Genomic DNA, 22,411 nt, shown 5'->3' with positions numbered 1-22,411 from the left:
CACCGCAAGGTGTCGGGCCCTTCTTCAATGCAAGGATCAGCTGCAGCCGCTAGTGCTCCCGCAGCCCTCGCAGACGTAGCACGAGCCAGCCGGCCGCATCTTCGTGCCGCACGTCATGCACAGCGGCGAGTCGACCGCGGTGCCGGTGAGCTTCTCGAACAGCTCCGCCGTGGTCTTGGCCTCGGCGGGGGCCGGCTTGGCCGCAGCCTCGACGACCTCCTCGGCGTCCACGACCTCGGCGGCGACCGGGTGGTCCTCGACGAGCTCGGCGGCGGAGCCGGTCTCCTCGACGATCGGCTCGTAGGAGCCGGTCTCGAGGTGGCGCTGGCGCTCGTCGGCCGAGTAGATGCCGAGCATCGAGCGCTCCTCGAAGGACAGGTAGTCCAGGGCCAGGCGGCGGAAGATGTAGTCCATGATCGACTGCGACATCCGCACGTCCGGGTCGTCGGTGAGGCCGGCGGGCTCGAAGCGCAGGTTGGTGAACTTCGAGACGTAGGTCTCCAGCGGGACGCCGTACTGCAGGCCGATCGAGACGGCGATCGAGAACGCGTCCATGACACCGGCGAGGGTCGAGCCCTGCTTGCCGAGCTTGAGGAAGACCTCGCCCAGCTGGCCGTCGTCGTGGGCACCCGAGGTCATGTAGCCCTCGGCGCCGCCGACCGTGAAGGACGTCGTGCGCGAGACGCGCGACTTGGGGAGGCGCTTGCGGGTCGGGGCGTAGACGACCTTCTCCACGACCTTGGTCGCCGCGGCGTCCTTGGCGTCGGCCGCGTCCTTGGCGTCCTTCTTGGCCTTGCCGCCACCGTCGGAGAGCGGCTGGCCGACCTTGCAGTTGTCGCGGTAGATGGCCGTCGCCTTGAGGCCGAGCTTCCAGGACTGCATGTAGACGTCCTCGATCTCCTCCACCGTGGCGTTCTCGGGGAGGTTGACCGTCTTGGAGATCGCGCCGGACAGGAACGGCTGGGCCGCCGCCATCATCCGCACGTGGCCCATCGGCTTGAGCGAGCGGGCGCCCATCGCGGTGTCGAAGATCTCGTAGTGCTCGGTCTTGAGGCCCGGGGCGTCGATGACGTGGCCGTGCTCGCCGATGTAGGCGACGATCGCCTCGACCTGCTCGGGCTGGTAGCCGAGCTTGCGCAGCGCCCGCGGGATCGTCTGGTTGACGATCTGCATGGAGCCGCCGCCGACGAGCTTCTTGAACTTCACCAGGGAGAAGTCGGGCTCGATGCCGGTGGTGTCGCAGTCCATCATGAAGCCGATGGTGCCGGTCGGCGCGAGCACCGACGCCTGCGCGTTGCGGAAGCCGTTGACCTCACCGGTGGAGATGACGTCGGCCCAAGCCTCGGTCGCGAGCTTGAGCACGCGGCCGTCCTCGGTGTGAAGCACGCGCACCTGGTCGTTGGCGGCCTGGTGCTTGCGCATGACCCGCTTGTGGGCGGTCGCGTTGCGCTGGTAGCCGGCGTACGGGCCGACGATGCCGGCCAGCTCGGCCGAGCGCTTGTACGACGTACCGGTCATGAGCGACGTCAGCGCGGCGGCCATGGAGCGGCCACCCTCGGAGTCGTAGCCCAGGCCCATCGCCATCAGCAGGGCGCCGAGGTTGGCGTAGCCGATGCCGAGCTGGCGGTAGTCGCGGGTGGTGTCGCCGATCGACTCGGTCGGGAAGTCCGCGAAGCAGATCGAGATGTCCATCGCGGTGATGATGAACTCGACGGCCTTGGCGAAGAGGGCGGCGTCGAAGGTGTCGTCGTCCTTGAGGAACTTGAGCAGGTTGAGCGACGCCAGGTTGCACGAGGAGTTGTCGAGCGACATGTACTCCGAGCACGGGTTGGACGCGGTGATGCGGCCGGTCTCGGGGTTGGTGTGCCAGTCGTTGATCGTGTCGTCGTACTGCAGGCCCGGGTCGGCGCACTCCCACGCGGCGACGCTGATCTTGCGGAACAGGTCGCGGGCGTCGACGGTCTCGATGACCTCGCCGGTGCCGCGCGAGCGCAGCCCGAACTCGGTGCCCTCCTCGACCGCGCGCATGAACTCGTCGCTGACGCGGACCGAGTTGTTGGCGTTCTGGTACTGGACGGAGGTGATGTCGGCGCCGCCGAGGTCCATGTCGAAGCCGGCGTCGCGCAGGGCGCGGATCTTGTCCTCCTCGCGCGCCTTGGTCATCACGAACTCCTCGATGTCCGGGTGGTCGACGTCGAGGACGACCATCTTGGCCGCACGACGCGTGGCGCCGCCCGACTTGATGGTGCCCGCGGACGCGTCGGCGCCGCGCATGAAGGAGACCGGACCGGACGCCGTACCACCGGAGGAGAGGAGCTCCTTGGAGGAGCGGATGCGGGAGAGGTTGAGGCCGGCACCGGAGCCGCCCTTGAAGATGAAGCCCTCCTCCTTGTACCAGTTGAGGATCGAGTCCATCGAGTCGTCGACCGAGAGGATGAAGCAGGCCGAGACCTGCTGCGGCGACGGGGTGCCGACGTTGAACCACACCGGGGAGTTGAAGGAGAAGTACTGGTTGACCAGCAGCCAGGTCAGCTCGTGCTCGAAGATCTCGGCGTCGCCGTCGGTCTTGAAGTAGCCGTGGTCGATGCCGGCCTTGGTGTAGGTCTTCACGACCCGGTCGATGAGCTGCTTGAGGCTCCACTCACGCACGTCGGTGCCGACGGCGCCGCGGAAGTACTTGGTGGTGACGATCGTGGAGGCGTTGACCGACCAGAAGTCGGGGAACTCCACGCCGCGCTGCTCGAAGACGGTCTCGCCGGTCTTCCAGTTCTGCTGGACGACGTCGCGACGCTCCCAGGTGATGGCGTCGTAGGGGTGCGTGCCCTCGGTGCTGAAGACGCGCTCGAGGGTCAGGCCCTCGCCCTTGCCCTGCTTGGACGCGGCGCCGGTGCTCACCGTCTCGGTCATGGGTTCTCCTCTGGATCCCTCGTGCTTGGTCAACTCTGGTGGTCAGCCGAACTGCTCGGCTGGGAGTGGTACGCCCGGCACGCCGCTTCCCCACGACGTGCCGGGCAGTCTGTGTCAGCCCGTGGGGGCTGGATGTGCCGCCTCGTCCGGGGCGACCTCGTCGGGGACGAGGCGCTCAGCACGGAGCATGGCGATCTCGTCCTCGAAGTCGTCGGCGCTCTGGAACGCGCGGTAGACGCTCGCGAAGCGGAGGTAGGCCACCTCGTCGAGCTCGCGGAGCGGGCTCAGGATCGCGAGGCCGACCTCGTGGGCCGGGATCTCGGCCTGGCCGCTGAGACGCAGGGCGTCCTCCACGGCCTGGCCCAGGCAGGCGAGCTGGTCCTCGGTGACCGGGCGGCCCTTGCACGCCTTGCGGACGCCGGCGATCGCCTTGTCCCGCGTGAAGGGCTCTGTCGCGCCCGAGCGCTTGAGGACGGTCAGCTGCATCTGCTCGACGGTCGTGAACCGCTTGGCGCAGTCGTTGCAGGTGCGGCGGCGGCGGATCGAGCTGCCGTCGTCGGCGACGCGGGAGTCGAGCACACGGGTGTCGGTGTTGCGGCAGTAAGGACAGTGCATGTGCGGGCCTCCCCCCTCGCTCGTCCGGTCGGGTCGTCGGGGCGCGCTGCAGACACCCCTCATGGGGTGTCAACGCCTGTGGACCAGCCGGTGATTCCTGTGGACAAGTAGCCTCTGGCTGTGAGGTCAGCACCCGGTCCCTGTGGACTAGATGTGGAGAACCACAACGGTGTAACTACTAGATGTAGTGGTAACCGTACGTTGGCTCGGGGACATGTGCAAGTGGTTCGAAATGATCATCCGGGGTGTCGCGGGGGGCCTCGGTAAAACCGCAGGTCAGTGCCCTCGAGGGCCTCCAGATCCGGTCCTTGATGGCCCGTTCGGGCGGCGTGTCGGGGGTCATTCCGGGAGTGTTCCGGCCCCACGGCCAGCCGCCATCGGACACAATGCTCCCGTGGCATCTTCGGGGAAGCGGGCAGGGTCGCGGCGTGGCCCTCGCCAGAGCGGCGGGGTCAACAAGACCGCGCTCGCGCTGGCGGTCGGGATCACGCTGTGCGTGGTCGCCTGGGGCTACCTCGTCTACCTGGCCATCGACTTCGGTACGTCGGCCCGCAGCGGCGAGTCCGGGTCCTGGGCGCTCCTGGGGCTGGCCTCGATCGGCGCGATCGCCTGCCTCTTCACCGGGCTGCTGCTGATCGCCCGGCTGATGCGGGCGCTGGGCATCACCGCGCCCCCCGACGAGGAGCCCTCCGATCCCGCTCCCCCGCGTGTCCCGGGCGGACGCAGAGCGGCCCGCTGAGCGGCGTACGACGTGGTGCCGTGCGCGCCCAACGGGCCGGTGCGGTGACGCTCGCGCGTCGGTGCTGCTAGATCACTCGTGCATCGAGCGCGGGATGCTGGCGTTGGCGATGCGGTTCTCGGCGTCGATCATCCAGGCGAGCTGCTCGAGGCGCTCGAGGATGGTGTGGATGATGTCGGCGGACGTGGGATCGGCGGCGTCGACCTCGTCGTGGATGCGGCGGCCGGTGCCGGCGACGGCGTACAGCGCGGCGACGATCGCGTCGACGCAGTCCGCGGTGTCGATCTCGTCGGCGGGGAACTCGCTCAGCGACGTCTTCGCGGCGACGGTGGCGGCGCGGGCGTCGGGGGTGACGTAGACCGCGCGCATGCGCTCGGCGACGACGTCGGAGAACTCGCGCGCGGCGTCGACGACCTCGTCGAGGGCGAGGTGGAGGTCGCGGAAGTTCTTGCCGACGACGTTCCAGTGGGCCTGCTTGCCCTGCAGGTGGAGGTCGGTGAGGTCCACGAGGAGCTGCTGGAGGTGGTCGGCCAGCTGCTGGTCGGCCTGGAACGCCGGGTGGGCGGTGTGCGTGGGGCGGGGGGCGGTCTGGGTCATCGTGAGGTCCTCTCGTCGGGTGCGAGGACTACTCAACCCGCTTTTCTGGAATGGTTCCAGTAAGGGAAGGCTCGCCTCGTCGGGCTCAGCGGGTCCGGAAGAAGCGGACCGTGTACGCCGCGACCTGGCCCGGCACGCCGTCGACGACGATCCCGCTGACCGTCACCCGGGCCGTGCCGACGGGCTTGCCCGGCCACACGCGGGCCGGCATCTCCCAGACGAGGGTCGGCTTGCCGACGCCGTTGTCGGGGGTGCGGAGCTTGATGCCTTTGATGTCTCGCCCTCTGTGGGTGACGTCGACCGTGGCGCTCGAGAAGTCCGTGCTGTCGGTACCGGAGCTGAGCGACCAGCGGCCGCGGGGGTCGAGGCGACTCGGGAACCAGCCCGCCGTCGGCCACGACACCCACTGCGGGTTGGGGGCCGCCTCGTCGAAAGGCGAGCCGAAGAGGTGGGTGACGTTGGCGGTACGGGTGCCGCCGATCCCGACCGCGTCGAGGTAGGGGTAGAGGAGCCAGCGCCGGTGGCCGACGCGGTGGTTGCCGCCGCCCCAATCGTCGAGGTAGGCCTCGATCTTGTCGCTGTTGCTCTCCCGCGACGTGCCCTCGTAGAGGTTGGACTCCCCGGCCGCGTCGTAGCCCGCGCGCGTCCAGCACGGCCAGTCCCGCGGCGGGTAGTGGCTCACCGCGTGCTTGGCGGTCATGATCAGCGCGGCCGCCTGGGCTTCCTTGACCGTGCTGTCGTCCAGGGTGAGCGGGGTCAGGCCGGACATCCGACGGGCGAAGTTGATCGCGTTGAGCTGTCGCTTCGTGGATTCGTTTGCGAGCCGTCCCGGTCGGCACTTCGCGGTGCTGCCGCCGCGCCAGCGCGGCCGGCTCTGCTGCCCACGGACCCACAGGCGCCGGTAGGCCTGCTTGACCGCCGCCTTGCTGCTCGTGTCGATGGACGTGGTTGCTCGGGGGGTGACGGGGCCCGTGACCTCTCCTCCGGGGTGTGCCGGGGGCGGCAGGTCGTCTCCCGTGGCTGCGTTTGCCTGGGCGAGCGGCGCAGCCAGCAGCGGCAGGACGAGGAGGGCGGCGAGCGAGCGGCGTACGCGCATGGTCTGGCCTATCGAGCGATGGGGGTGGCGAGAACGTACTCCCCCGCGGCCCTGCTCGTCGTCCATCGCCGTACGTCGTCGTCCACAGGGCACGAAGCAGGGGTCGATCTCGCGGCGTTCTTGGCTTAGTTTCTGATGCGTCGGCCGCGCTCGGGCATGGATCCGGCGTTCTCGGGAAAGAAGGTCTTCATGAAGCTTGGCCCCGTACGCCGCGCTCTCGCGGCCGCCTGCATCCTGCCGCTCCTGCTTGCCGGCTGCTCCGACGCAGCGCCCACGCCGGAGATTCCCGATCCGACGACCTCGTCGCCCTCGCCGGACGAGACGGAGACGGGTCCGGTGGAGCCGACGCTTCCACCGGAGGCGGAGGGGGACGGGGTGGAGGCAGCGGAAGCGTTCGTTTCGTACTACTTCGACCTGCTGACCTACGCCCAGGCCACGGGTGACACGTCGAAGTTGTCGAACGTGGCGATCGAGGGTTGTGAAACCTGCCAAGGATCCCTCGAGGCCGTCCGTAGGACCTACGAGGCCGGTGGCTCAATCTCCGGGGGAGCGTACGAAGTGACTGCCATTCGAGCTTCGGAGCAGGGCGCCCTCCCGGGCGGGGGCTCCTCATTCGTAGGGCGTGTCAGCGTCGACCACTCCAGGCAGGTCATCAGCGGCAGCAAGGTCGATGGGCTTGACGGCACCTACCCGGCCGGCACCTCCGAGTTCGACTTCGCCGCTGTTATTCAGACCAGCGGCGACTGGCAAATGGCGGATTGGACGCTCCTGTGAACCGCCGCTCTCATTTCCTGCGAGGTCTCGTTGTGGCAGTCGCTGTGACCGCATCGACCATCATGGGCCTGGGTACTGCTACCGCGGGAGACGAGACGGGAACGGGCGCCAACGCGAGTGGTACGGGAGTGGTCATCTTCGGCCAGCAGCAGCAGGAGCCGAACGAGCAAGGTGGGACACAGCAGAGCGTTGCGCAGCCAGTCGACTCCGGCGAGGACGTGAGCCCTACTCGCTGGGTTCTGCAGCCAGCCTGCGACACGGTCAGCGCCTCGGGGTGCATCGCTACGTACATCTGCGAGGACGGCTCGCCCGCTGCGACGTGGTTCCAGTTGGCGGAGAACGGGGATGTCATCGATCAGTACACCCAGTGCCCGGGGGATCCCGAGCCCGCGGAGACCACCCCGACACAGACCGTCGACATCCCCGCTGAGGTCCTGAACGCCTTCAAGCGGGTCGCGCTCCCCCAGTCCACGATCAACGTGCAGCCTCCCGGCGGCGAGACACTGGTCAACCTCCCGACGATCCTGTCCACGAGCGCGGAGAGGCACCAGATCCCGGTTCGCCTCGAGCGGGTCAACGTCGACGTGCTGCTCGAGGTGTGGCCCAGCCGGTTCGTGTGGCACCACGGGGACGACACCAGCCAGGAGACCGCCGAACCGGGCAAGGCGTGGACCGAGGGCGCCGACGTGGGCGACCTGATCACCCACACCTACGCCAAGACGTCCGAGGGACTCGATCTGAGCGTGGACACGACCTGGTCCGCCCAGTTCAGGGTCGTGGGCCAGCCCAACTGGCGACCGGTCGACGGCACCGTGACCATCGACGGCACACCCGTCACCGTTGCCGTCCTCGATGCCAAGCCGCAACTCGTCCGCTGATGCGGGCGCCGGGATGATGGCGGCCCACGAGACCCACCGGGTGGACCACGTGGGCCGCTATGTCCGAGCGACCCGGCGGGGGCATCCGGACGACCCGCGCGCCGACTGCGACCTGCGGTCGTGGGTACCGCAGGTCGTACTCCGCGGCGGGAGTCTCGAGAGGTTCCGCCGACTGGGACCTGCGGTCGTGGGTACCGCAGGTCGTACTCCGCGGCGGGGGCTTCGAGAGGGGTCCGAGAGCGGACTACGAACGGAGTCACTGGGGACTAGCTCGTAACCGCCGCGAGCACCGTGAACACGCCCCGAAATGCCGCAAGGGGCGGGCCCGATGGGCCCGCCCCTTGTCTTCCCCGGTCCCGCCAGCCGGGGTCGAGTCGGCTGGCGGAGAACTAGAAGGTCAGTCGTCGCTGACCGGCACGCGGAGCTTCTGCCCCGCGGAGAGCGCGACGGTGTCGAGCGCGTTGAGGCGCTCGATCTCGCGCATGGTCGTGCGGACGTCACCGGAGTCGGTGAGGTCGGAAGCGATGCTCCAGAGGCTCTGGCCGGGCTCGACCATCACGATCTCGGTGGCCGGAGTCTGGCCGGCCTCGTTGGTGCCGACGGCGACGGAGCCGAGGAAGAAGCCGGCCATGAGGACCAGGGCCAACGACGCCATGAGGACGACGACACGGCCCCTCCGCGTCAGCCGCACTGCAGACCGCGACGACGTGCGGGCGGTCCGCGAGCTGCGGGTCGGGGCAAAGGCGGGCGAGACGGTGATGGTGCTCATGTTGGCCTCCAGGGGAAGAGTCAGCCGGTGGGTGGTGTCGATCGGTTGATCTGGGATCTGTCTAGAGGAAGCCACCGACAACGCCGCCGAGACTGCCGGTGACTTCGTCCGTGGATCGCTCAGGTGTTCGATCGAGCACGTGTTCGACAGTAGAGCGTGTGTTCGAACGACGCAAGGGTCTGGACGAACATTTGTTCGACGTGTCGCAATCGAGTTCCACACGACACGCGGTTCGAACAAATGTTTGAAGTCGAGTCCGCGACAGGACTACGGTTGGCGTCAACGCAGCACGGACAGGCCCAGCAGCAGGACCGCTCAGGAGGAACCCCATGGCCAGCAAGGACCGCAAGGGCAAGGTCGTCGAGATGCCCGACGGCCCCCCGGACGCGACCGGACTCACCCCGCGTCAGCAGCGCGTCCTCGCCACCATCAAGGAGGCCATCGAGACGCGGGGCTACCCGCCGAGCATGCGTGAGATCGGCGCGGCCGTCGGGCTGACCAGCTCCTCGAGCGTGGCCCACCAGCTCAAGGTGCTGGAGGAGAAGGGCTTCCTCAAGCGTGACCCCAACCGGCCGCGCGCGATCGAGGTGTTCCTCCCCGAACTCATGGCCGCCCGCCGCTCCATCTCCAGCGCCGACGAGACCAGCATCGACGAGACCGACATCGGCAACACGGCTCCCCCGGCGACGTACGTCCCGATGGTCGGCCGCATCGCCGCCGGTGGACCGATCCTGGCCGAGGAGCAGATCACCGAGGTCTTCCCGCTGCCCAAGTCGCTGGTCGGCGAGGGCACCCTGTTCCTGCTCGAGGTGTCCGGCGACTCGATGATCGACGCGGCCATCTGCGACGGCGACTACGTCGTGATCCGCCAGGAGCAGACGGCGTCCAACGGCGAGATCGTCGCCGCGATGATCGACGGCGAGGCGACCGTCAAGACGTTCCAGCGCAAGGACGGCCACGTGTGGCTGCTCCCCCACAACGACGCCTACGACCCCATCGACGGCACCCACGCCACGATCCTCGGCAAGGTCACCGCGGTCCTGCGCCGTATGTGACCCACCCCGGCCTCCGGGCCGGTAGACCCCGGGATCCCCTGACACCCGTGTCGGGGGAACCGCGGGGAAAATCCCGATGCGCCCGGGCGCCTCGCCGCGAACACTGGCCGGGTGGCCTCTCTCGTCGCTCCCGCAGTCCGGACCCGTACGGCGCGCACCACCCCGCCGGTCCGTCGGCCCGGCCTGCGCGAGCTCGGGGTCCTCGCGCTCGTCTACATGGGGTACGCCGTCAGCCGGGTGCTGGCGGACGACTCACTGGCCCCGGCGATCACCCGGGCCGCCCGCATCCTCGACCTCGAGCGGACCCTGCACCTCGACGTCGAGGCCGGCCTCAACCGGTGGTTCCTCGAGCACGACACGGTCGGGGTGGTGGCGTCGTTCCACTACGCGAGCGCCCACTACCTGCTGACCCTGGTGGTCGTCGTCTGGCTCTACGTCCGGCACCGGGCGGCGTACGGACCGGCGCGGCTCGCGCTGGTCGGTGCCACCGGGGTGGCGCTGCTCGCCTACCTGGCCATGCCGACCGCACCCCCGCGGCTGATGGACGGCTGGACCGACCTGCTCGCCGTGCACTCGGCCGCGGGCTGGTGGGGCGGCGAGGCGTCGGCCCCCCAAGGGCTGGGCTGGCTGACCAACCAGCTGGCCGCGTTCCCGAGCATGCATGCCGGGTGGGCGCTGTGGGTCGCCCTCGCGGTCAGCCACGTCACCCGGCGACGGGCCGTCGCGGCGCTTGCCTGGGCCCACGCGCTGATCACGGCCGTGGTGGTCGTCGGGACGGGCAATCACTGGGTCCTCGACGTGGTGGCCGGCTGGGCGGTCGTGCTCATCGCCTGGCGGACCGTCGGCCCGCAGCGGGCGTACGACGAGGCTGCCGGCAGCGACGTGGGCGCTCCCTCGTCACACCTGGCCGACCGGCACTGAGAAGGTGTGGCCTGCTCACCGCCCCCGGCGAGGCGCGAGGCAGCAGGCACCAAGAAGCGGGACCCAGCCCTCAGCCCGACGCGAGCCGCGCGAGCGCCTTCCGCACGAGCGCCGGGTCGGTGGTGGTCCACATCGGCGGCAGCGATGCCTTGAGGAAGCCGCCGTAGCGCGCGGTGGCCAGCCGGGGGTCGAGGACGGCGACGACGCCGCGGTCCGTGGTGGTGCGGATCAGCCGCCCGGCCCCCTGCGCCAACAGCAGCGCGGCGTGGGTGGCCGCGACCTGCATGAAGCCGTTGCCGCCGGCCTTGTCGGCCGCCCGCTGGCGCGCGGACATCAGCGGGTCGTCGGGGCGCGGGAAGGGGATGCGGTCGATGATCACCAGCTGGCAGGTGTCGCCCGGCACGTCGAGGCCCTGCCACAGCGACAGGGTGCCGAAGAGGATCGTGTGCGGGTCCTCGACGAACTGCTTGGCCAGCTCGGGGAGCTGGGCGTCGCCCTGGGCCAACGTGGTGAGGTGCGGCAGCGCGGTGCGGACGTGCTCGGCCGCGGCCTCGGCGGCCCGCCGCGAGGAGAAGAGCCCCAGGGTGCGCCCGTCGGCCGCGTCGACCAGCTCGCAGATCTCGTCGAGCTGGCTCTTGACCAGTCCGTCGCGACCGGGCGGCGGGAGGTGGCGGGCGACGTACAGGATGGCCTGCTGGCCGTAGTCGAACGGCGACCCCACGTCGATGCCGCGCCACGGGAGCACCCCGTCGGCGGTGTCGGCCGGGGCCGCAAGACCGTCCTCGACCCGCTCGGTCGGCTTCAGCCCGATCGAGGAGGCCACGGCGTTGAAGTCTCCACCGAGCATCAGGGTGGCGCTGGTGAACACCACCGTCTTGTCGGACAGCAGCTTGTCGCGCATCTGCCCCCACACCTGCAGCGGCGCCACGTGCAGCCGCGGCGGGATGCGGGTCGACATGTTGGGCGGCGGCTCGCTGAGCCACAGCACGTCCGATTCCAGGTCGGCGGCCATCCGCTCGGCGTTGGCGAAGACGTCCTGCACCATCCCCTTGGCCTGGGTGCGGCCCGGGTCGGCCTCGCCCCCGTCGCCGGCGCTCTCGCGCGGGTAGGCCGACAGGCAGGTGCGCGCGGCGTCGCGGACCAGCGCCAGCGCCTCGCCGAGCTGGTCGGGCATCCGCTCGATCCGCCCGGCCATGGTGGCCTCGAAGGCGTCGGACAGCGCATCCGCGGCCTCGGCCAGCGCGTCGGCCGAGCCGTCCTCCACGATCCGCTGCGAGCGCCGGGCGGCCCGCTCGACGTCGTTGACCGACAGCTCGTCGGTGGCGGCCTGGGTGACCCGGGCGGTGAGCTCGTGGGCCTCGTCGATGACCACGGCGTCGTACTCCGGGATCATCGGCACGCCCTCGATGGCGTCGATGGCCAGGAGCGAGTGGTTGGTGACGATGAGGTGGGAGCGCTGTGCCTTCTCCCTCGCCAGCTCGGCGAAGCACTCCTGGCCGAAGGGGCACTTGGCCGCCCCGAGGCACTCGCGGTGGTTGACGCTCACCTGGCGCCACTCGCGGTCGGTGTGCCGCGGCGCGTTGTCGCGCTCGCCGGTGCCGCCGTCCTCGGCCTCCTTCTCCGCCCAGCCGCGTAGCTCGAGGACCGTCTCGGCCATCGACCCCACCGGGACGTCGACCAGGGCGCCTTGGTCGTCGGGCACGCCCTCGCGGATGCGGTGCAGGCAGGCGTAGTTGGAGCGGCCCTTGAGCACGGCGTACGACGTGTCGACCTTGCTGCCACCGGGCGCACCGGCCACCGCCGACATGAGCCGCGGGATGTCGCGCTCGACGAGCTGGTGCTGCAGCGCGAGCGTCGCGGTCGCGATCACCACGCGCTGGTCGTGGAGCAGGCTGGGCACGAGGTAGGCCAGCGACTTGCCGGTGCCCGTGCCGGCCTGGACGAGCAGGTGCTCGCCGGTGGTGAAGGCGGTCGCGACCGCCTCGGCCATCCGGACCTGGCCGGTGCGCTCCTGGCCCCCGAGCGCCGTCACGGCCTCGTGGAGCAGGGGGGTCACACCGGAGTCGGAAGTTGGCACCGGAGCACCCTATGCGGCGAGACCGACACAGGCCGAAGCCACTCCACAGGGCCGCCCGGTGAGGACGGTCCGACGGAGCGGACGGTCAGACGACGGCCCCGGAGTCGTCGAGCTCGCGGACGACCTTCTCCTTCTTGACCCGGCTCATCGGCGCCCGCTCCTGGAGGTAGGTCAGCAGCGGCGTGGCGGTGAAGACCGAGGAGTAGGTGCCGACCACGAGGCCGACGAGCAGGGCGATCGCGAAGTCGCGCAGCGAGTCGCCCCCCAGCACGGCGAGCGCCACCAGGATGAACATGGTGCCGAGGCCGGTGTTGATGGTGCGCGGCATCGTCTCGATGGCCGCCCGGTTGGCCATCGTGTTGAACTCGTCCTCCGGCCGGGACCCGTGCCAGCGCTCGCGGATGCGGTCGAAGACCACGACGGTGTCGTTGACCGACAGACCGATGATGGTCATCGCCGCGGCCAGGAAGATGCCGTCGATCGGCTTCTCCAGCCACGCGAAGAGACCGACGACCAGGACCACGTCGTGGGCCATCGCGACCACGGCGGAGACGCCGAAGGTCCACTTGAAGCGGACCGCGAGGTAGAGCAGCTGGGCCAGCAGGGCGATCCCGAAGGCGATGAGAGCCTTGTCGCGGAGCTCCTGGCCGAGGGAGGCGCCGATCGTCTGGTCGTCCTCCTTGGTGACGGTGCCGCCGATCGACTCGAGGGCATCCTCGATCTTCTGCTCCTCCTCGTTGGAGATCACGCCGGTGCGCACCGTGAAGTCGGCGGTGTCGGCACCCTGCACGACAGCCTCGCCGAAGCCGGCGCCGGCGATCGCCTCGCGCGCCTCGTCGACCGTGACCTCCTCCGAGACCGAGTAGTCGAGCTGGCGGCCGCCGGAGAACTCGACACCGAGGTTGAGGCCCTGGGTGACGATGCCCGAGACGGCCAGCACGAGCGCGGCCCCGGAGATCCCGAGCCACATCTTGCGCTTGCCCATGATGTCGAAGTCGGAGCGGTCGAGCCACGCGCGGACCCGGCCGATGTTGCCGAGGCCGCTGATCGCGGGACGACGCTCGACGGCCTTCGAGGAGACACTCAGCTCGGAGAGGACCCGGGCGATGACGAGGGCGGAGATCATCGACGCGATGACACCGATGGACAGCGTCACGCCGAAGCCCTTGATCGGCCCGGAACCGAGGATGAAGAGCAGGGCGGCCGCGAGAAGGGTGGTGACGTTGGAGTCGATGATCGCGCTCCACGCCTTGTTGAAGCCCACCGCGAGGGCGCGCCGGAGCCCGGCCGACGGGTAGGCGGCGTACTCCTCCCGCGCGCGCTCGAAGACGAGCACGTTGGCGTCGATCGCCATGCCGATCGCGAGCACGAAGCCCGCGAGGCCGGGCAGGGTCAGCGTGGAGCCGAGGGCAAGCAGCATCGCGTAGGCGATGAGGGCGTACGACGCCAGCGCGATCGTGGCCATCGCGCCGACGAGGCGGTAGACCACGATGATGAAGATGCCGGTGAGGATGAGGCCGATGATGCCGGCCTCGATCGAGGCGTCGATGGCCTCCTCGCCGAGGGTCGGGCCGACGAGGCGGTCGGAGACCAGCTCGAGCTCGAGGGGCAGCGCGCCGCCCTCGATGAGGGCTGACAGGTCGCTGGCGGTGGCCAGCGTGAAGTCACCGGTGATGTCGGTGCTGCCGGTGATGTTGGCACCGCACTGCACCTGCACCTCGGGGCTGGAGATCACCTCGCCGTCGAGCACGATGGCGATCCGGCGCTGGTCGCCGGTCGCGCACGCGGCGTCGCCGGAGAGCTTGCCGAAGGCGTCCGAGCCGGCGCCGCTGAAGTCGACCGCGACGGCGTAGCCGACGCTGTTCTCTCGCTGGACTGCCTCGGCGCCGGTGATCTCGTCGCCCTGGAGGGCGGTGGGGCCGATCTCGAGGAACTGGCCGTCCTCGGCCGGGAGGACCTCGTTGCCCTCCTTGCTGGGCTCGGCGTCCGGGCCGTTGGCCACCGCCACGACCGGGTGCACGCTGAGCTGGGCGGTCTGGCCGATCCGCTCCTCGGCCTCCTGCGCCTCGTCGTCGTTGGTGACGCCCGGGAGCTCGACGAGGATCCGGTTGTCGCCCTGGCGGACCAGGGTCGACTCGGCGACGCCGAGGGCGTCCACGCGACCGCGCAGCACCTCGACGGTCTTGTCGACGTTGGCGGCCGTGGCCTCGGTCGTCTCGGTGTCGTTGGCCTCGAAGACGAACTGCGCGCCACCGCGCAGGTCGAGGCCGAGGTTGGGCTTGACGCCCAGCGCGATCGCGGCACACCCCGCCAGGAGACCGAGGACGAGGAGGAAGCGAAGAACGGCACCGCGTGACATGCGCGACATCCTCTCCCACGACTGGTGAACGCCGTCAATCGCCTCTCCGATCGCGTCATGACGCGAGTGGCTCACGAGATCGGCCCGGGGTCATCCGTGCCGCACGCGCGAAGATGGTTGACTCGTCCCATGCGTAGGGAGGCGGACCGCCGGCCATCGACCAGGCCGACTTCGCGGCCCCCATCGGCACCGACCATCCCCACCGCGCGGGGTGCCGGCGAGCTCCTCCGGCTCCTGCGCGAGCACGAGGGACTGACCCGCAGCGAGCTCATCGAGCACACCGGGTGGTCGCGCTCCACCCTCGGCGCCCGCCTCGACTCGCTGACGGCGGCCGGCCTCGTGCAGAGCTCCGGGGTCGGCGCCTCGACCGGCGGACGGCCCGCCACACGGCTCTCCTTCCACCCCGGGGCGTACGTCGTGCTGGCCGCCGACTTCGGCGCCACGCACGTCACGGTGGCCCTCACCGACCTCGCCGGCACGGTCATCGCCGAGACCACCAGCGAGCTGCACATCGCCGACGGCCCCGAGCCGGCGCTGGGCTGGCTGGTCGACGCCGCGCGGCAGCTCATGGACGAGGCTGGCGCCACCACCACCCAGCTCGCGGGCATCGGGATCGGCCTGCCCGGCCCGGTCGAGCACACCACCGGCGTGCCGATCAAGCCGCCGATCATGCCCGGCTGGGACGGCTTCAAGGTCGCCTCGTGGGTCGAGGAGCGCCTCGGCGCCCCGGTCTACGTCGACAACGACGTCAACCTGATGGCCCTCGGCGAGCACGCGAGCGCCTACCCCGGCGTCGACCACTTCGTCTTCGTCAAGGTCGCCACCGGCATCGGCGCCGGCCTGATCAGCGGCCGTCGCCTGCACCGCGGGGCGGTCGGCTCCGCCGGCGACCTCGGGCACGTCCGGGCGCCGCACGCACCCGACGTACCGTGCGAGTGCGGCAACACGGGCTGCCTGGAGGCCGTGGCGAGCGGCCGCGCGATCGCCGCCGAGCTCTTCCCCGGCCGCCCGCGCGAGGACATCGGCACCCGGGAGGTGCTGGAGCTGCTCGAGCGCAACGACGCCCGGGCCACCGCCGCCGTGCGCCGTGCCGGGCGCGACATCGGCGAGGTGCTCGCCACGGTCGTCAACCTGCTCAACCCGTCGGTCATCGTCGTCGGCGGCAGCCTCGCCGCGGGTGCCCCGAGCCTGATGGCCGGGATCCGCGAGGTGGTCTTCGCCCGCAGCCTGCCGCTCGCCACCAGCCACCTGGACCTGGTGCCGTCGCGGGTGGGCTCACGGGCCGCCATCACCGGGGCGGCAGTTACCGTGATCGAGGAGTTCCTCCAGCCCGACAGCGTCGACGCGCGGCTGGCCACGCTCGGCGTGACCGCCTAGCTGACGGCGTAGGCCTCGAGCTCGCCGGCGAGGTCGGCGTTGGCGCGGCCGCTGACGAGAGACCCGTCACCGGTGTGCTCCAGCGAAGAGATCTCGCCCTCCTGGTGCAGCCGGTTGATCAGGTCGCCGCGCTCGTAGGGCAGCAGCACGGAGAACTCGACGGTCGGGCGCGGCAGGTCGGCCTCGAGCGCCGTGATGACGTCCTCGATGCCCTCCCCCGTCCGTGCCGACACGACGACGCTGTGCGGCTCGCGCGCGCGCAGCCGGGCCAGCACGAGCGGGTCGGCGGCGTCGGCCTTGTTGATGACGACGAGCTCGGGGACCTTGTCGGCGTGGATCTCGGCGAAGACCCCCCGCACCGCGGCCAGCTGGCCCTCGGGGTCGGGGTGCGAGCCGTCCACGACGTGCAGGATCAGGTCGGACTCGGCGACCTCCTCCAGCGTCGAGCGGAAGGCCTCGACGAGCTGGTGGGGCAGGTGCCGCACGAAGCCGACAGTGTCGGACATCGTGTAGATGCGCCCGTCGCGGGTCGTCGTACGCCGCGTGGTCGGGTCGAGAGTCGCGAACAGCGAGTCCTCGACCAGCACGCCGGCGTCGGTGAGCCGGTTGAGCAGGGAGGACTTGCCGGCGTTGGTGTAGCCCGCGATCGAGACGCTCGGGATGTGGTTGCGCGAGCGCTCCTGGCGCATCGTCTCGCGGGTGCCCTTGAGGTCCTTGAGCTCGCGGCGCAGCTTGGCGATCTTGGTGTTGATGCGGCGCCGGTCGGTCTCGATCTTGGTCTCACCGGGACCACGGCCGCCGATGCCGCCGCCGTCAGCGCCGACCCGACCACCGGCCTGCCGGGACAGGTTGCCGCCCCAGCCGCGCAGGCGCTGCTTCATGTACTGCAGCTGCGCGAGCTCGACCTGCGCCTGGCCCTCCTTGGACTTCGCGTGCTGGGCGAAGATGTCGAGGATCAGCCCGGTGCGGTCGATCGCCTTGACCTTGAGCTTGTCCTCGAGGTTGCGCAGCTGGCTCGGAGCCAGGTCGCCGTCGAGGATCACCGTGTCGGCGCCGGTGGCCTGCACGATCTCGCGCAGCCCGTCGACCTTGCCGCGCCCGATGTACGTCGCGGGGTCGGGTTTGGTGCGGCGCTGGTAGATCGCGTCGAGGACCTCGGAGCCGGCGGTCTCGGCGAGCAGGGCGAGCTCGGCCATGGAGTTCTCGGCGTCGGTCACGGTGCCCTCGGTCCACACCCCGACGAGCACGACGCGCTCGAGGCGGAGCTGGCGGTACTCGACCTCGGTGATGTCCTCGAGCTCGGTGCGCAGTCCCGCGACCCGGCGCAGGGCGTGGCGGGCGGCGAGGTCCTGCTCACCGGTGGTGAGGTCCTCGTCGAGCTCCTCGGGGTCCGGGCCGTCGGCCGACACGAGGTCGACGTCGGAATCTCCGTCGGCGTCGGCCTCCTGGTCGGCGTAGCCGCTCTCCCAGTCGGATCCAGCGTCGGGGTCGGCGTCCCACGTGCGGGTCGCGTCGAGCTCGGCGTCGAGGCTGAAGTCAGGTGCGTTCGTCATATGCCGTCAAGAGTAGGCCGACGCTCCTGATACCGCGAGGCGATTAGGAGCCCCCGCCCACCAGCGCGGCCAGGGCCGGCTCGGCCACCTCGCGGGGCAGGTGCCCGAGCATGACGAGCTCGGCCATCCCGTGCACGGTCGCCCACAGGGCCGCGGCCAGCGCCGCCGGGTCACGCCCCACGAAACCCGGGACCTGCACGAGGGCCGCCACCTCGCGGGCGAGCAGCTCCTCGTTGCGCGTGATCAGCGGCGCCATGTCGGCCGCCGGGTCGCCCGGCGGGCAGTACTCCGGGTCGAAGACCAGCGCGAACGACTGCGGGTGGTCGGCCGCGTAGCCGACGTACGCCGCCCCGAGGGCGCGGACGCGGTCGACGGGCCCGGTGGCCGCCACCACGGCTGCCTCCTGCGCCTCGAGCAGCTCGCGCATCGCCCGGACGCCGAGCGCGTGCAGCAGGGCCGCCCGGTCCCCGAAGTGGTGGTAGGGGGCGTTGTGGCTGACGCCCGCCCGGCGGGCCACCTCGCGCAGGCTGATGCGTGCCGCCGGCTGGGTCTCCAGCAGCGACAGCGCGGCGTCCTCCAGCGCGGACTGGAGATTGCCGTGGTGGTAGGACGAACTGGATCTTGACACGAGCAACATCGTACCGGACAGTGGGCACTGTCCAGATTGTTGACACTGTCCAGATCAGGAGCTCGCCATGACCCGCACCCTCGTCATCGACGGCCACCCCGACCCCGACTCCCTGACCGCCGCCCTCGCCCGGGCGTACGTCGAGGGGGCGGGCGACGACGCCGTCCTGCTGTCCCTGCGCGACCTCGCGATCGACCCCGACCTCCACCGCGGCTACCGGTCCGGCCAGGAGGTGGAGCCCGACCTCGCCCGCGCCCGCGAGCTCATCGAGTGGAGCGAGCACGTCACCGTGCTGACCCCGGTCTGGTGGGGCTCGGTGCCGGCGCTGCTCAAGGGCTTCCTCGACCGCGCCCTGGTCATCGGCTGGGCCTTCCGCTACCGCGACGACGGCCGCCCCGAAGGCCTGCTCGCCGGTCGCACCGGGCGGGTGGTGGTGACCTCGGACTCCCCGCGGTGGTACCTGCCCCTCGTCGGGGACACCACCGTCAAGCAGCTGAAGGGCCGGACCCTGGAGTTCTGCGGGATCACGCCCGTCCGGGTCACCCGCTTCACTGACGTGCGCAACGCCGACGGCGACCGGCGGGCGCAGTGGCTCGAGCGGACCCGGGTGCTCGGCGCCGCCGACGCGGGGGTGGAGAGCCGCCCGCTCGCGGGCCGGCCCGCCTGACGACTGCTGGACCGTCGTCCGGATGGGCCGGGTCGACACCGTTACCGGCGGCGCACCCGCACGACCTTCGTCCGGTCGGCGGCGCACTCGGCCACGCCGAGGACGTAGGTCCGCTGGACCGAGGCGTAGTACTTCCCGGGCTGGCGGGGCAGCCGGACCGCGTAGCGGCCGGTCGAGGAAGACCTGACGACGGCCAGGCGCCGGTCCTTGCCCGGTCGCTTGTGCCAGAGCGCCACCGCCTGGTCGCGGCGGCAGGGTCGGACGTCGGAGGAGAGCCGACCGGTCAGCCGACCGGACGCCTTGCGCACGGTGAGCGACGCGGTGCGGGCCGCTCCCGGGCAGCCGCTGGCGGTCGAGGCGGGGAGGCCGGCGCAGCCGTCCTCCCGGTCGGGCACCGCGTCGCCGTCGTCGTCGAGGTCGCAGTCGTTGCCGGTCCCGTCGCCGTCGGAGTCGACCTGGGCGGAGTTGGCCAGGGTCGGACAGTTGTCCCCCACGACGATGCCGTCACCGTCGCGGTCGCCGTCGCAGGCGTCGCCGGTCCCGTCGGCGTCCAGGTCGGCCTGGTCGGAGTTGGCGACCCCGCGGCAGTTGTCGCCGTGGTCCTCGACGCCGTCGCCGTCCGCGTCGCACGACGAGCGGGTCACCGTGATCGACCACGCCGTGAGCCGGCCTGCCACCTGGGTGGCGTGATTGTCGACCACGAGTCGCCAGGTCCGCTGGATGCCGAGGCCGTCGTGCAGGGTGAGCGAGTGGGCCGGGAGGTAGCGACCGGCCGGCGAGCCGTCGGCGTACGGCGCGGCGGCCTCGTCGTCGAAGGTCAGCGCTCCCGGCTGCGCCCCGGGACGGTCGCCCGCGGCCTGCAGGACATTGGTCGCCCCCTCGCTCGCGCCCAGCGCGACGGTGAGCTTGCCGCCGCGCTCGTGGTCGATCGTGTAGCTGACGTCCACGTCCTCCACGGTGGCCGGGTCCTGCACCACGAGCGGCACCCTGGTCCGCTGGAAGTCACCCGCCGCCGGCGCCGGCGGCAGCTCAACGGCGCCGCCGTCGTAGGTGTGGGTGACGACGCAGGGCACCACGGTCGCGGCGGTGGCCGGGCTCGCGGTGGTGGTCGTCGGCGCGGCGGCGAGGGCGCCCGCCAGCAGGGTCAGCAGAGCGGCACGGATCCCGAGAGTCATCGCAGTCATGGCGCGCTCAGGGTAAGCACGACCGGACGCGCCGTGCACCCGACCGGCAGAAGTCAGGCGCGGTGCCGGCCCGCGCCCACGGACTCGCGGGCGTCCAGGAACCCGAGGTCGACGAACTCCTCGCACAGCGCGCGCACGTCGTACGGCGTGTCCGTGGGCCCGAAGGCCAGCACCGGGATGCCGCAGGCGTTGAGCCGCTGGAGCAGCGGGTGGCCCGACGCCAGGTCACCGACGAGGACGAGGACGTCGACGGCGGAGTCCCGGGCCAGGTCGACGGCGTCGATGGTCATCGCGACCATCGATCGCTGGTCGTGCTCGGTCGGGAAGTGGTGGACCGGCTGGATCGCGTGGTGGCGCAGCTGGGGCATCCACTCCTGGGAGCCCATCGGGCTCCAGTCGCCGTAGGCCCGCGACACGCTGACGGTCCCCTCGTCGACCAGCGCGTCGAACAACCCGTCCAGGGACTCCGGCAGGGTGGTGTGCGCGTCGATGAGCACGCCCATGCGCCGCGCCGGTGTGGACCGGGGCAGCTCCCTGCGGCGGCGGGGCAGCGCGGCGCGCGGGTCGTCCAGCGCGATGTGGGCCGCCTCGTCCGACGGCTCGGGGCCGGTCCTCTCCTCGGCGGTCGGAAGCTGGATCACGTCACCGGCCGGACCGCCGCTCGCCCGCAGGTCGGTCCGGGTCGCCATCCACTGGCGCACGAGGGCTGAGAGCTCAAGGCTCCTGGGCTCGGGCTCGGCTTCGGCTTCGGCCTCGACGTCGGCAGCGGTGGGGACGTCGTCCGCCTGCGGTGCCTGAGCCACCTCAGCAGGCTCGGCTGCCTCGGCAGCCCGCAGCGAGGAGTGGATCAGCTCGCTGAGAGAGACCTCGCCACCCTCGTCCGCACCGCCGCGCGAGGCAGGCTCGCCCGTCCGGCCGTGCTGCGCCTTGGGCGCGTTCTGGGCATTGTGCAGGAACCACCGTGATCCGTACGCCATGTCTGGTTCACCATCCCCCCGGAGGCAACGTGTTGTCGCCCCGACAGTGCACCCGTCACGCAGGGCTGTCCGTGGACCCGTCCAGATGTTGACGGTTTGTGGGTGATCTGTCTGGACCAGCGGCCCTCGGTGCTGCCACTCGAGGACCACCAGTCCCACTGGTCACTTGGGAGGCATCCGGATGCCGCCGTCGACGCGGATCGTCTCACCGTTCATGTACGAGTTGGTGAGGCACTCGACCACCATGCTGGCCAGCTCCTCGGCGTGCCCGAGGCGCTTGGGGAAGAGCACCGACTCGCCGAGCTTGGCCTTGAAGGCCTCCGGCTCGGGGAACGCGTCGTAGATCGGGGTGTCGACCAGGCCGGGGGCCACCGTGTTGAGGCGGATGCCCGACGCAGCGAGGTCGCGGGCCACGGGCAGGGTCATGCCGACCACGCCGCCCTTGGACGCGGAGTACGACGCCTGGCCGATCTGGCCGTCGAACGCCGCCACCGAGGCGAGGTTGACGATCGCGCCGCGCTGGCCGTCCGCGTCGGCCTCGTTGCGCGACATCAGGGTCGCCGCCTGTCGGGTCATGTCGAAGGTGCCGATGAGGTTGATCTCCACGACCTTGCGGAAGGCACCGAGGTCGTGCGCGGAGGCGAGCTCCCCGTCGCGGCCGATGGTGCGCTGGGCCCAGCCGATCCCGGCGGAGTTGACGCAGGCACGCAGCGGGGCGATCGCCGCGGCGGCCTCGACGGCGGCGGCGATCTGCTCGGTGTCGGTCACGTCGACGCGCGCGAAGACGCCCTTGATCTCCTCGGCGAGGGCCTCGCCCTTCTCCGCGTCGATGTCGGCGACCACGACGATCGCGCCGCGGGCGGCGAGGGCGCGGGCGACGGCGGCGCCGATGCCCGACGCCCCTCCGGTGACGATGGCGGAAGCTCCGGTGATGTCCATGCGCGCGAGCATATTCGGCGCTCTCCCCGGCTCGCGCGCGGCGTCGGCCCGCTCCGTTCCTGCGCACGTGCGCAGGACTGGAGAGTCATCACACCCGTTTGCCTGCGCACCCGCGCAGGGGAAGAAGCTCGACGTCATCTTCTTCCCTGCGCACCTGTGCAGGGACTCGACCGGTCATCGTGGCCATGACTGCGCACGTGCGCAGGGAACAGGGCCAGCACCCCCGTCAGAGCTGCGCACGTGCGCAGGGAACAGGACCGGCAAGCCCGTCAGAGCTGCGCAGTTGCGCAGGGAAACGA

General features: G+C 70.9%; 19 protein-coding genes. 7 read left to right on the top strand and 12 right to left on the bottom strand.

The window, feature by feature from the left end; all coding sequences use genetic code 11:
- Window positions 1–36 precede the first annotated feature (36 nt).
- Together ASG88_RS12535 and nrdR are read right to left on the bottom strand one after the other, a co-directional pair.
- Window positions 37–2,907: a vitamin B12-dependent ribonucleotide reductase gene (locus ASG88_RS12535; RefSeq protein ID WP_056887736.1), complete on the bottom strand. Its 2,871-nt coding sequence runs from the start codon at window positions 2,905–2,907 to the stop codon at window positions 37–39.
- A gap of 114 nt (window positions 2,908–3,021) precedes the next feature.
- Entirely contained in the window at window positions 3,022–3,522 is a 501-nt protein-coding gene (nrdR, locus tag ASG88_RS12530; protein ID WP_056887735.1) for a transcriptional regulator NrdR, read from the bottom strand.
- A 394-nt stretch (window positions 3,523–3,916) separates the two neighbouring features.
- On the opposite strand from nrdR, the gene ASG88_RS12525 reads away from it, so the two are divergent.
- The gene (locus tag ASG88_RS12525; protein WP_157559706.1) at window positions 3,917–4,261 is read left to right on the top strand and encodes a hypothetical protein; all 345 of its coding nucleotides are present in this window, start codon (window positions 3,917–3,919) and stop codon (window positions 4,259–4,261) included.
- A gap of 72 nt (window positions 4,262–4,333) precedes the next feature.
- On the opposite strand, the gene ASG88_RS12520 is transcribed toward ASG88_RS12525, so the two are convergent.
- Together ASG88_RS12520 and ASG88_RS12515 are read right to left on the bottom strand one after the other, a co-directional pair.
- Window positions 4,334–4,858, bottom strand: coding sequence for a Dps family protein (locus ASG88_RS12520; RefSeq protein WP_056887733.1), 525 nt, complete (start codon window positions 4,856–4,858; stop codon window positions 4,334–4,336).
- An 85-nt stretch (window positions 4,859–4,943) separates the two neighbouring features.
- Complete coding sequence (locus ASG88_RS12515; protein WP_056887732.1) at window positions 4,944–5,954, bottom strand: CAP domain-containing protein; 1,011 nt, start codon at window positions 5,952–5,954, stop codon at window positions 4,944–4,946.
- A 156-nt stretch (window positions 5,955–6,110) separates the two neighbouring features.
- Here ASG88_RS12515 and ASG88_RS12510 point away from each other — a divergent pair, with 156 nt between their 5' ends.
- The gene (locus tag ASG88_RS12510) at window positions 6,111–6,728 is read left to right on the top strand and encodes a DUF6318 family protein (RefSeq protein ID WP_157559705.1); all 618 of its coding nucleotides are present in this window, start codon (window positions 6,111–6,113) and stop codon (window positions 6,726–6,728) included.
- Window positions 6,729–7,057: 329 nt separating this feature from the next.
- A complete protein-coding gene (locus tag ASG88_RS12505; protein WP_157559704.1) occupies window positions 7,058–7,606 on the top strand; it encodes a hypothetical protein in 549 nt (182 codons plus the stop codon).
- Between the two features lie 397 nt (window positions 7,607–8,003).
- Here ASG88_RS12505 and ASG88_RS12500 read toward each other — a convergent pair whose 3' ends face one another.
- Window positions 8,004–8,375, bottom strand: a complete 372-nt coding sequence (locus ASG88_RS12500) for a LysM peptidoglycan-binding domain-containing protein (protein WP_082600351.1) — start codon at window positions 8,373–8,375, stop codon at window positions 8,004–8,006.
- 329 nt (window positions 8,376–8,704) lie between these two features.
- Between ASG88_RS12500 and lexA the strand changes: the two genes are divergently transcribed.
- Together lexA and ASG88_RS12490 are read left to right on the top strand one after the other, a co-directional pair.
- Window positions 8,705–9,430 (top strand): transcriptional repressor LexA, encoded by a 726-nt coding sequence (lexA, locus tag ASG88_RS12495; RefSeq protein ID WP_056887728.1) that lies wholly within the window; start codon window positions 8,705–8,707, stop codon window positions 9,428–9,430.
- A 111-nt stretch (window positions 9,431–9,541) separates the two neighbouring features.
- Window positions 9,542–10,351: a phosphatase PAP2 family protein gene (locus ASG88_RS12490; protein WP_056887727.1), complete on the top strand. Its 810-nt coding sequence runs from the start codon at window positions 9,542–9,544 to the stop codon at window positions 10,349–10,351.
- A gap of 70 nt (window positions 10,352–10,421) precedes the next feature.
- Here the strand turns inward: ASG88_RS12490 and ASG88_RS12485 are convergent, their stop codons facing one another.
- Both ASG88_RS12485 and secD read right to left on the bottom strand, forming a co-directional pair.
- Window positions 10,422–12,428, bottom strand: a complete 2,007-nt coding sequence (locus ASG88_RS12485) for an ATP-dependent DNA helicase (RefSeq protein ID WP_056887726.1) — start codon at window positions 12,426–12,428, stop codon at window positions 10,422–10,424.
- 85 nt (window positions 12,429–12,513) lie between these two features.
- Window positions 12,514–14,787 (bottom strand): protein translocase subunit SecD, encoded by a 2,274-nt coding sequence (secD, locus tag ASG88_RS12480; protein ID WP_056887725.1) that lies wholly within the window; start codon window positions 14,785–14,787, stop codon window positions 12,514–12,516.
- Window positions 14,788–14,916: 129 nt separating this feature from the next.
- Here secD and ASG88_RS12475 point away from each other — a divergent pair, with 129 nt between their 5' ends.
- The gene (locus tag ASG88_RS12475; RefSeq protein WP_056887724.1) at window positions 14,917–16,164 is read left to right on the top strand and encodes an ROK family transcriptional regulator; all 1,248 of its coding nucleotides are present in this window, start codon (window positions 14,917–14,919) and stop codon (window positions 16,162–16,164) included.
- Here the strand turns inward: ASG88_RS12475 and hflX are convergent.
- Both hflX and ASG88_RS12465 read right to left on the bottom strand, forming a co-directional pair.
- Window positions 16,161–17,717 carry a GTPase HflX gene (gene hflX / locus ASG88_RS12470; protein ID WP_056887723.1) on the bottom strand — a complete coding sequence of 519 codons (1,557 nt, stop codon included), beginning with the start codon at window positions 17,715–17,717 and terminating at the stop codon, window positions 16,161–16,163. The genes ASG88_RS12475 and hflX overlap by 4 nt on opposite strands.
- Before the next feature lie 43 nt (window positions 17,718–17,760).
- Complete coding sequence (locus ASG88_RS12465; RefSeq protein ID WP_056887872.1) at window positions 17,761–18,345, bottom strand: TetR/AcrR family transcriptional regulator; 585 nt, start codon at window positions 18,343–18,345, stop codon at window positions 17,761–17,763.
- Window positions 18,346–18,412: 67 nt separating this feature from the next.
- Between ASG88_RS12465 and ASG88_RS12460 the strand changes: the two genes are divergently transcribed.
- Complete coding sequence (locus ASG88_RS12460) at window positions 18,413–19,012, top strand: NAD(P)H-dependent oxidoreductase (protein WP_056887722.1); 600 nt, start codon at window positions 18,413–18,415, stop codon at window positions 19,010–19,012.
- Window positions 19,013–19,053: 41 nt separating this feature from the next.
- On the opposite strand, the gene ASG88_RS24215 is transcribed toward ASG88_RS12460, so the two are convergent.
- From ASG88_RS24215 to ASG88_RS12445, 3 genes are all read right to left on the bottom strand, one after another.
- Window positions 19,054–20,196 carry a thrombospondin type 3 repeat-containing protein gene (locus tag ASG88_RS24215; RefSeq protein ID WP_082600348.1) on the bottom strand — a complete coding sequence of 381 codons (1,143 nt, stop codon included), beginning with the start codon at window positions 20,194–20,196 and terminating at the stop codon, window positions 19,054–19,056.
- 53 nt (window positions 20,197–20,249) lie between these two features.
- Window positions 20,250–21,173, bottom strand: coding sequence for an NYN domain-containing protein (locus tag ASG88_RS12450; protein WP_056887720.1), 924 nt, complete (start codon window positions 21,171–21,173; stop codon window positions 20,250–20,252).
- Between the two features lie 162 nt (window positions 21,174–21,335).
- The gene (locus tag ASG88_RS12445) at window positions 21,336–22,112 is read right to left on the bottom strand and encodes an SDR family NAD(P)-dependent oxidoreductase (RefSeq protein ID WP_056887871.1); all 777 of its coding nucleotides are present in this window, start codon (window positions 22,110–22,112) and stop codon (window positions 21,336–21,338) included.
- Between the last annotated feature and the right edge of the window lie 299 nt (window positions 22,113–22,411).

This window comes from Nocardioides sp. Soil777 (assembly GCF_001428425.1).
Lineage (GTDB): Bacteria > Actinomycetota > Actinomycetes > Propionibacteriales > Nocardioidaceae > Nocardioides > Nocardioides terrigena.
Note: the sequence above shows the minus strand (reverse complement) of the source record. Positions and strands in the feature narration are given on the sequence as shown.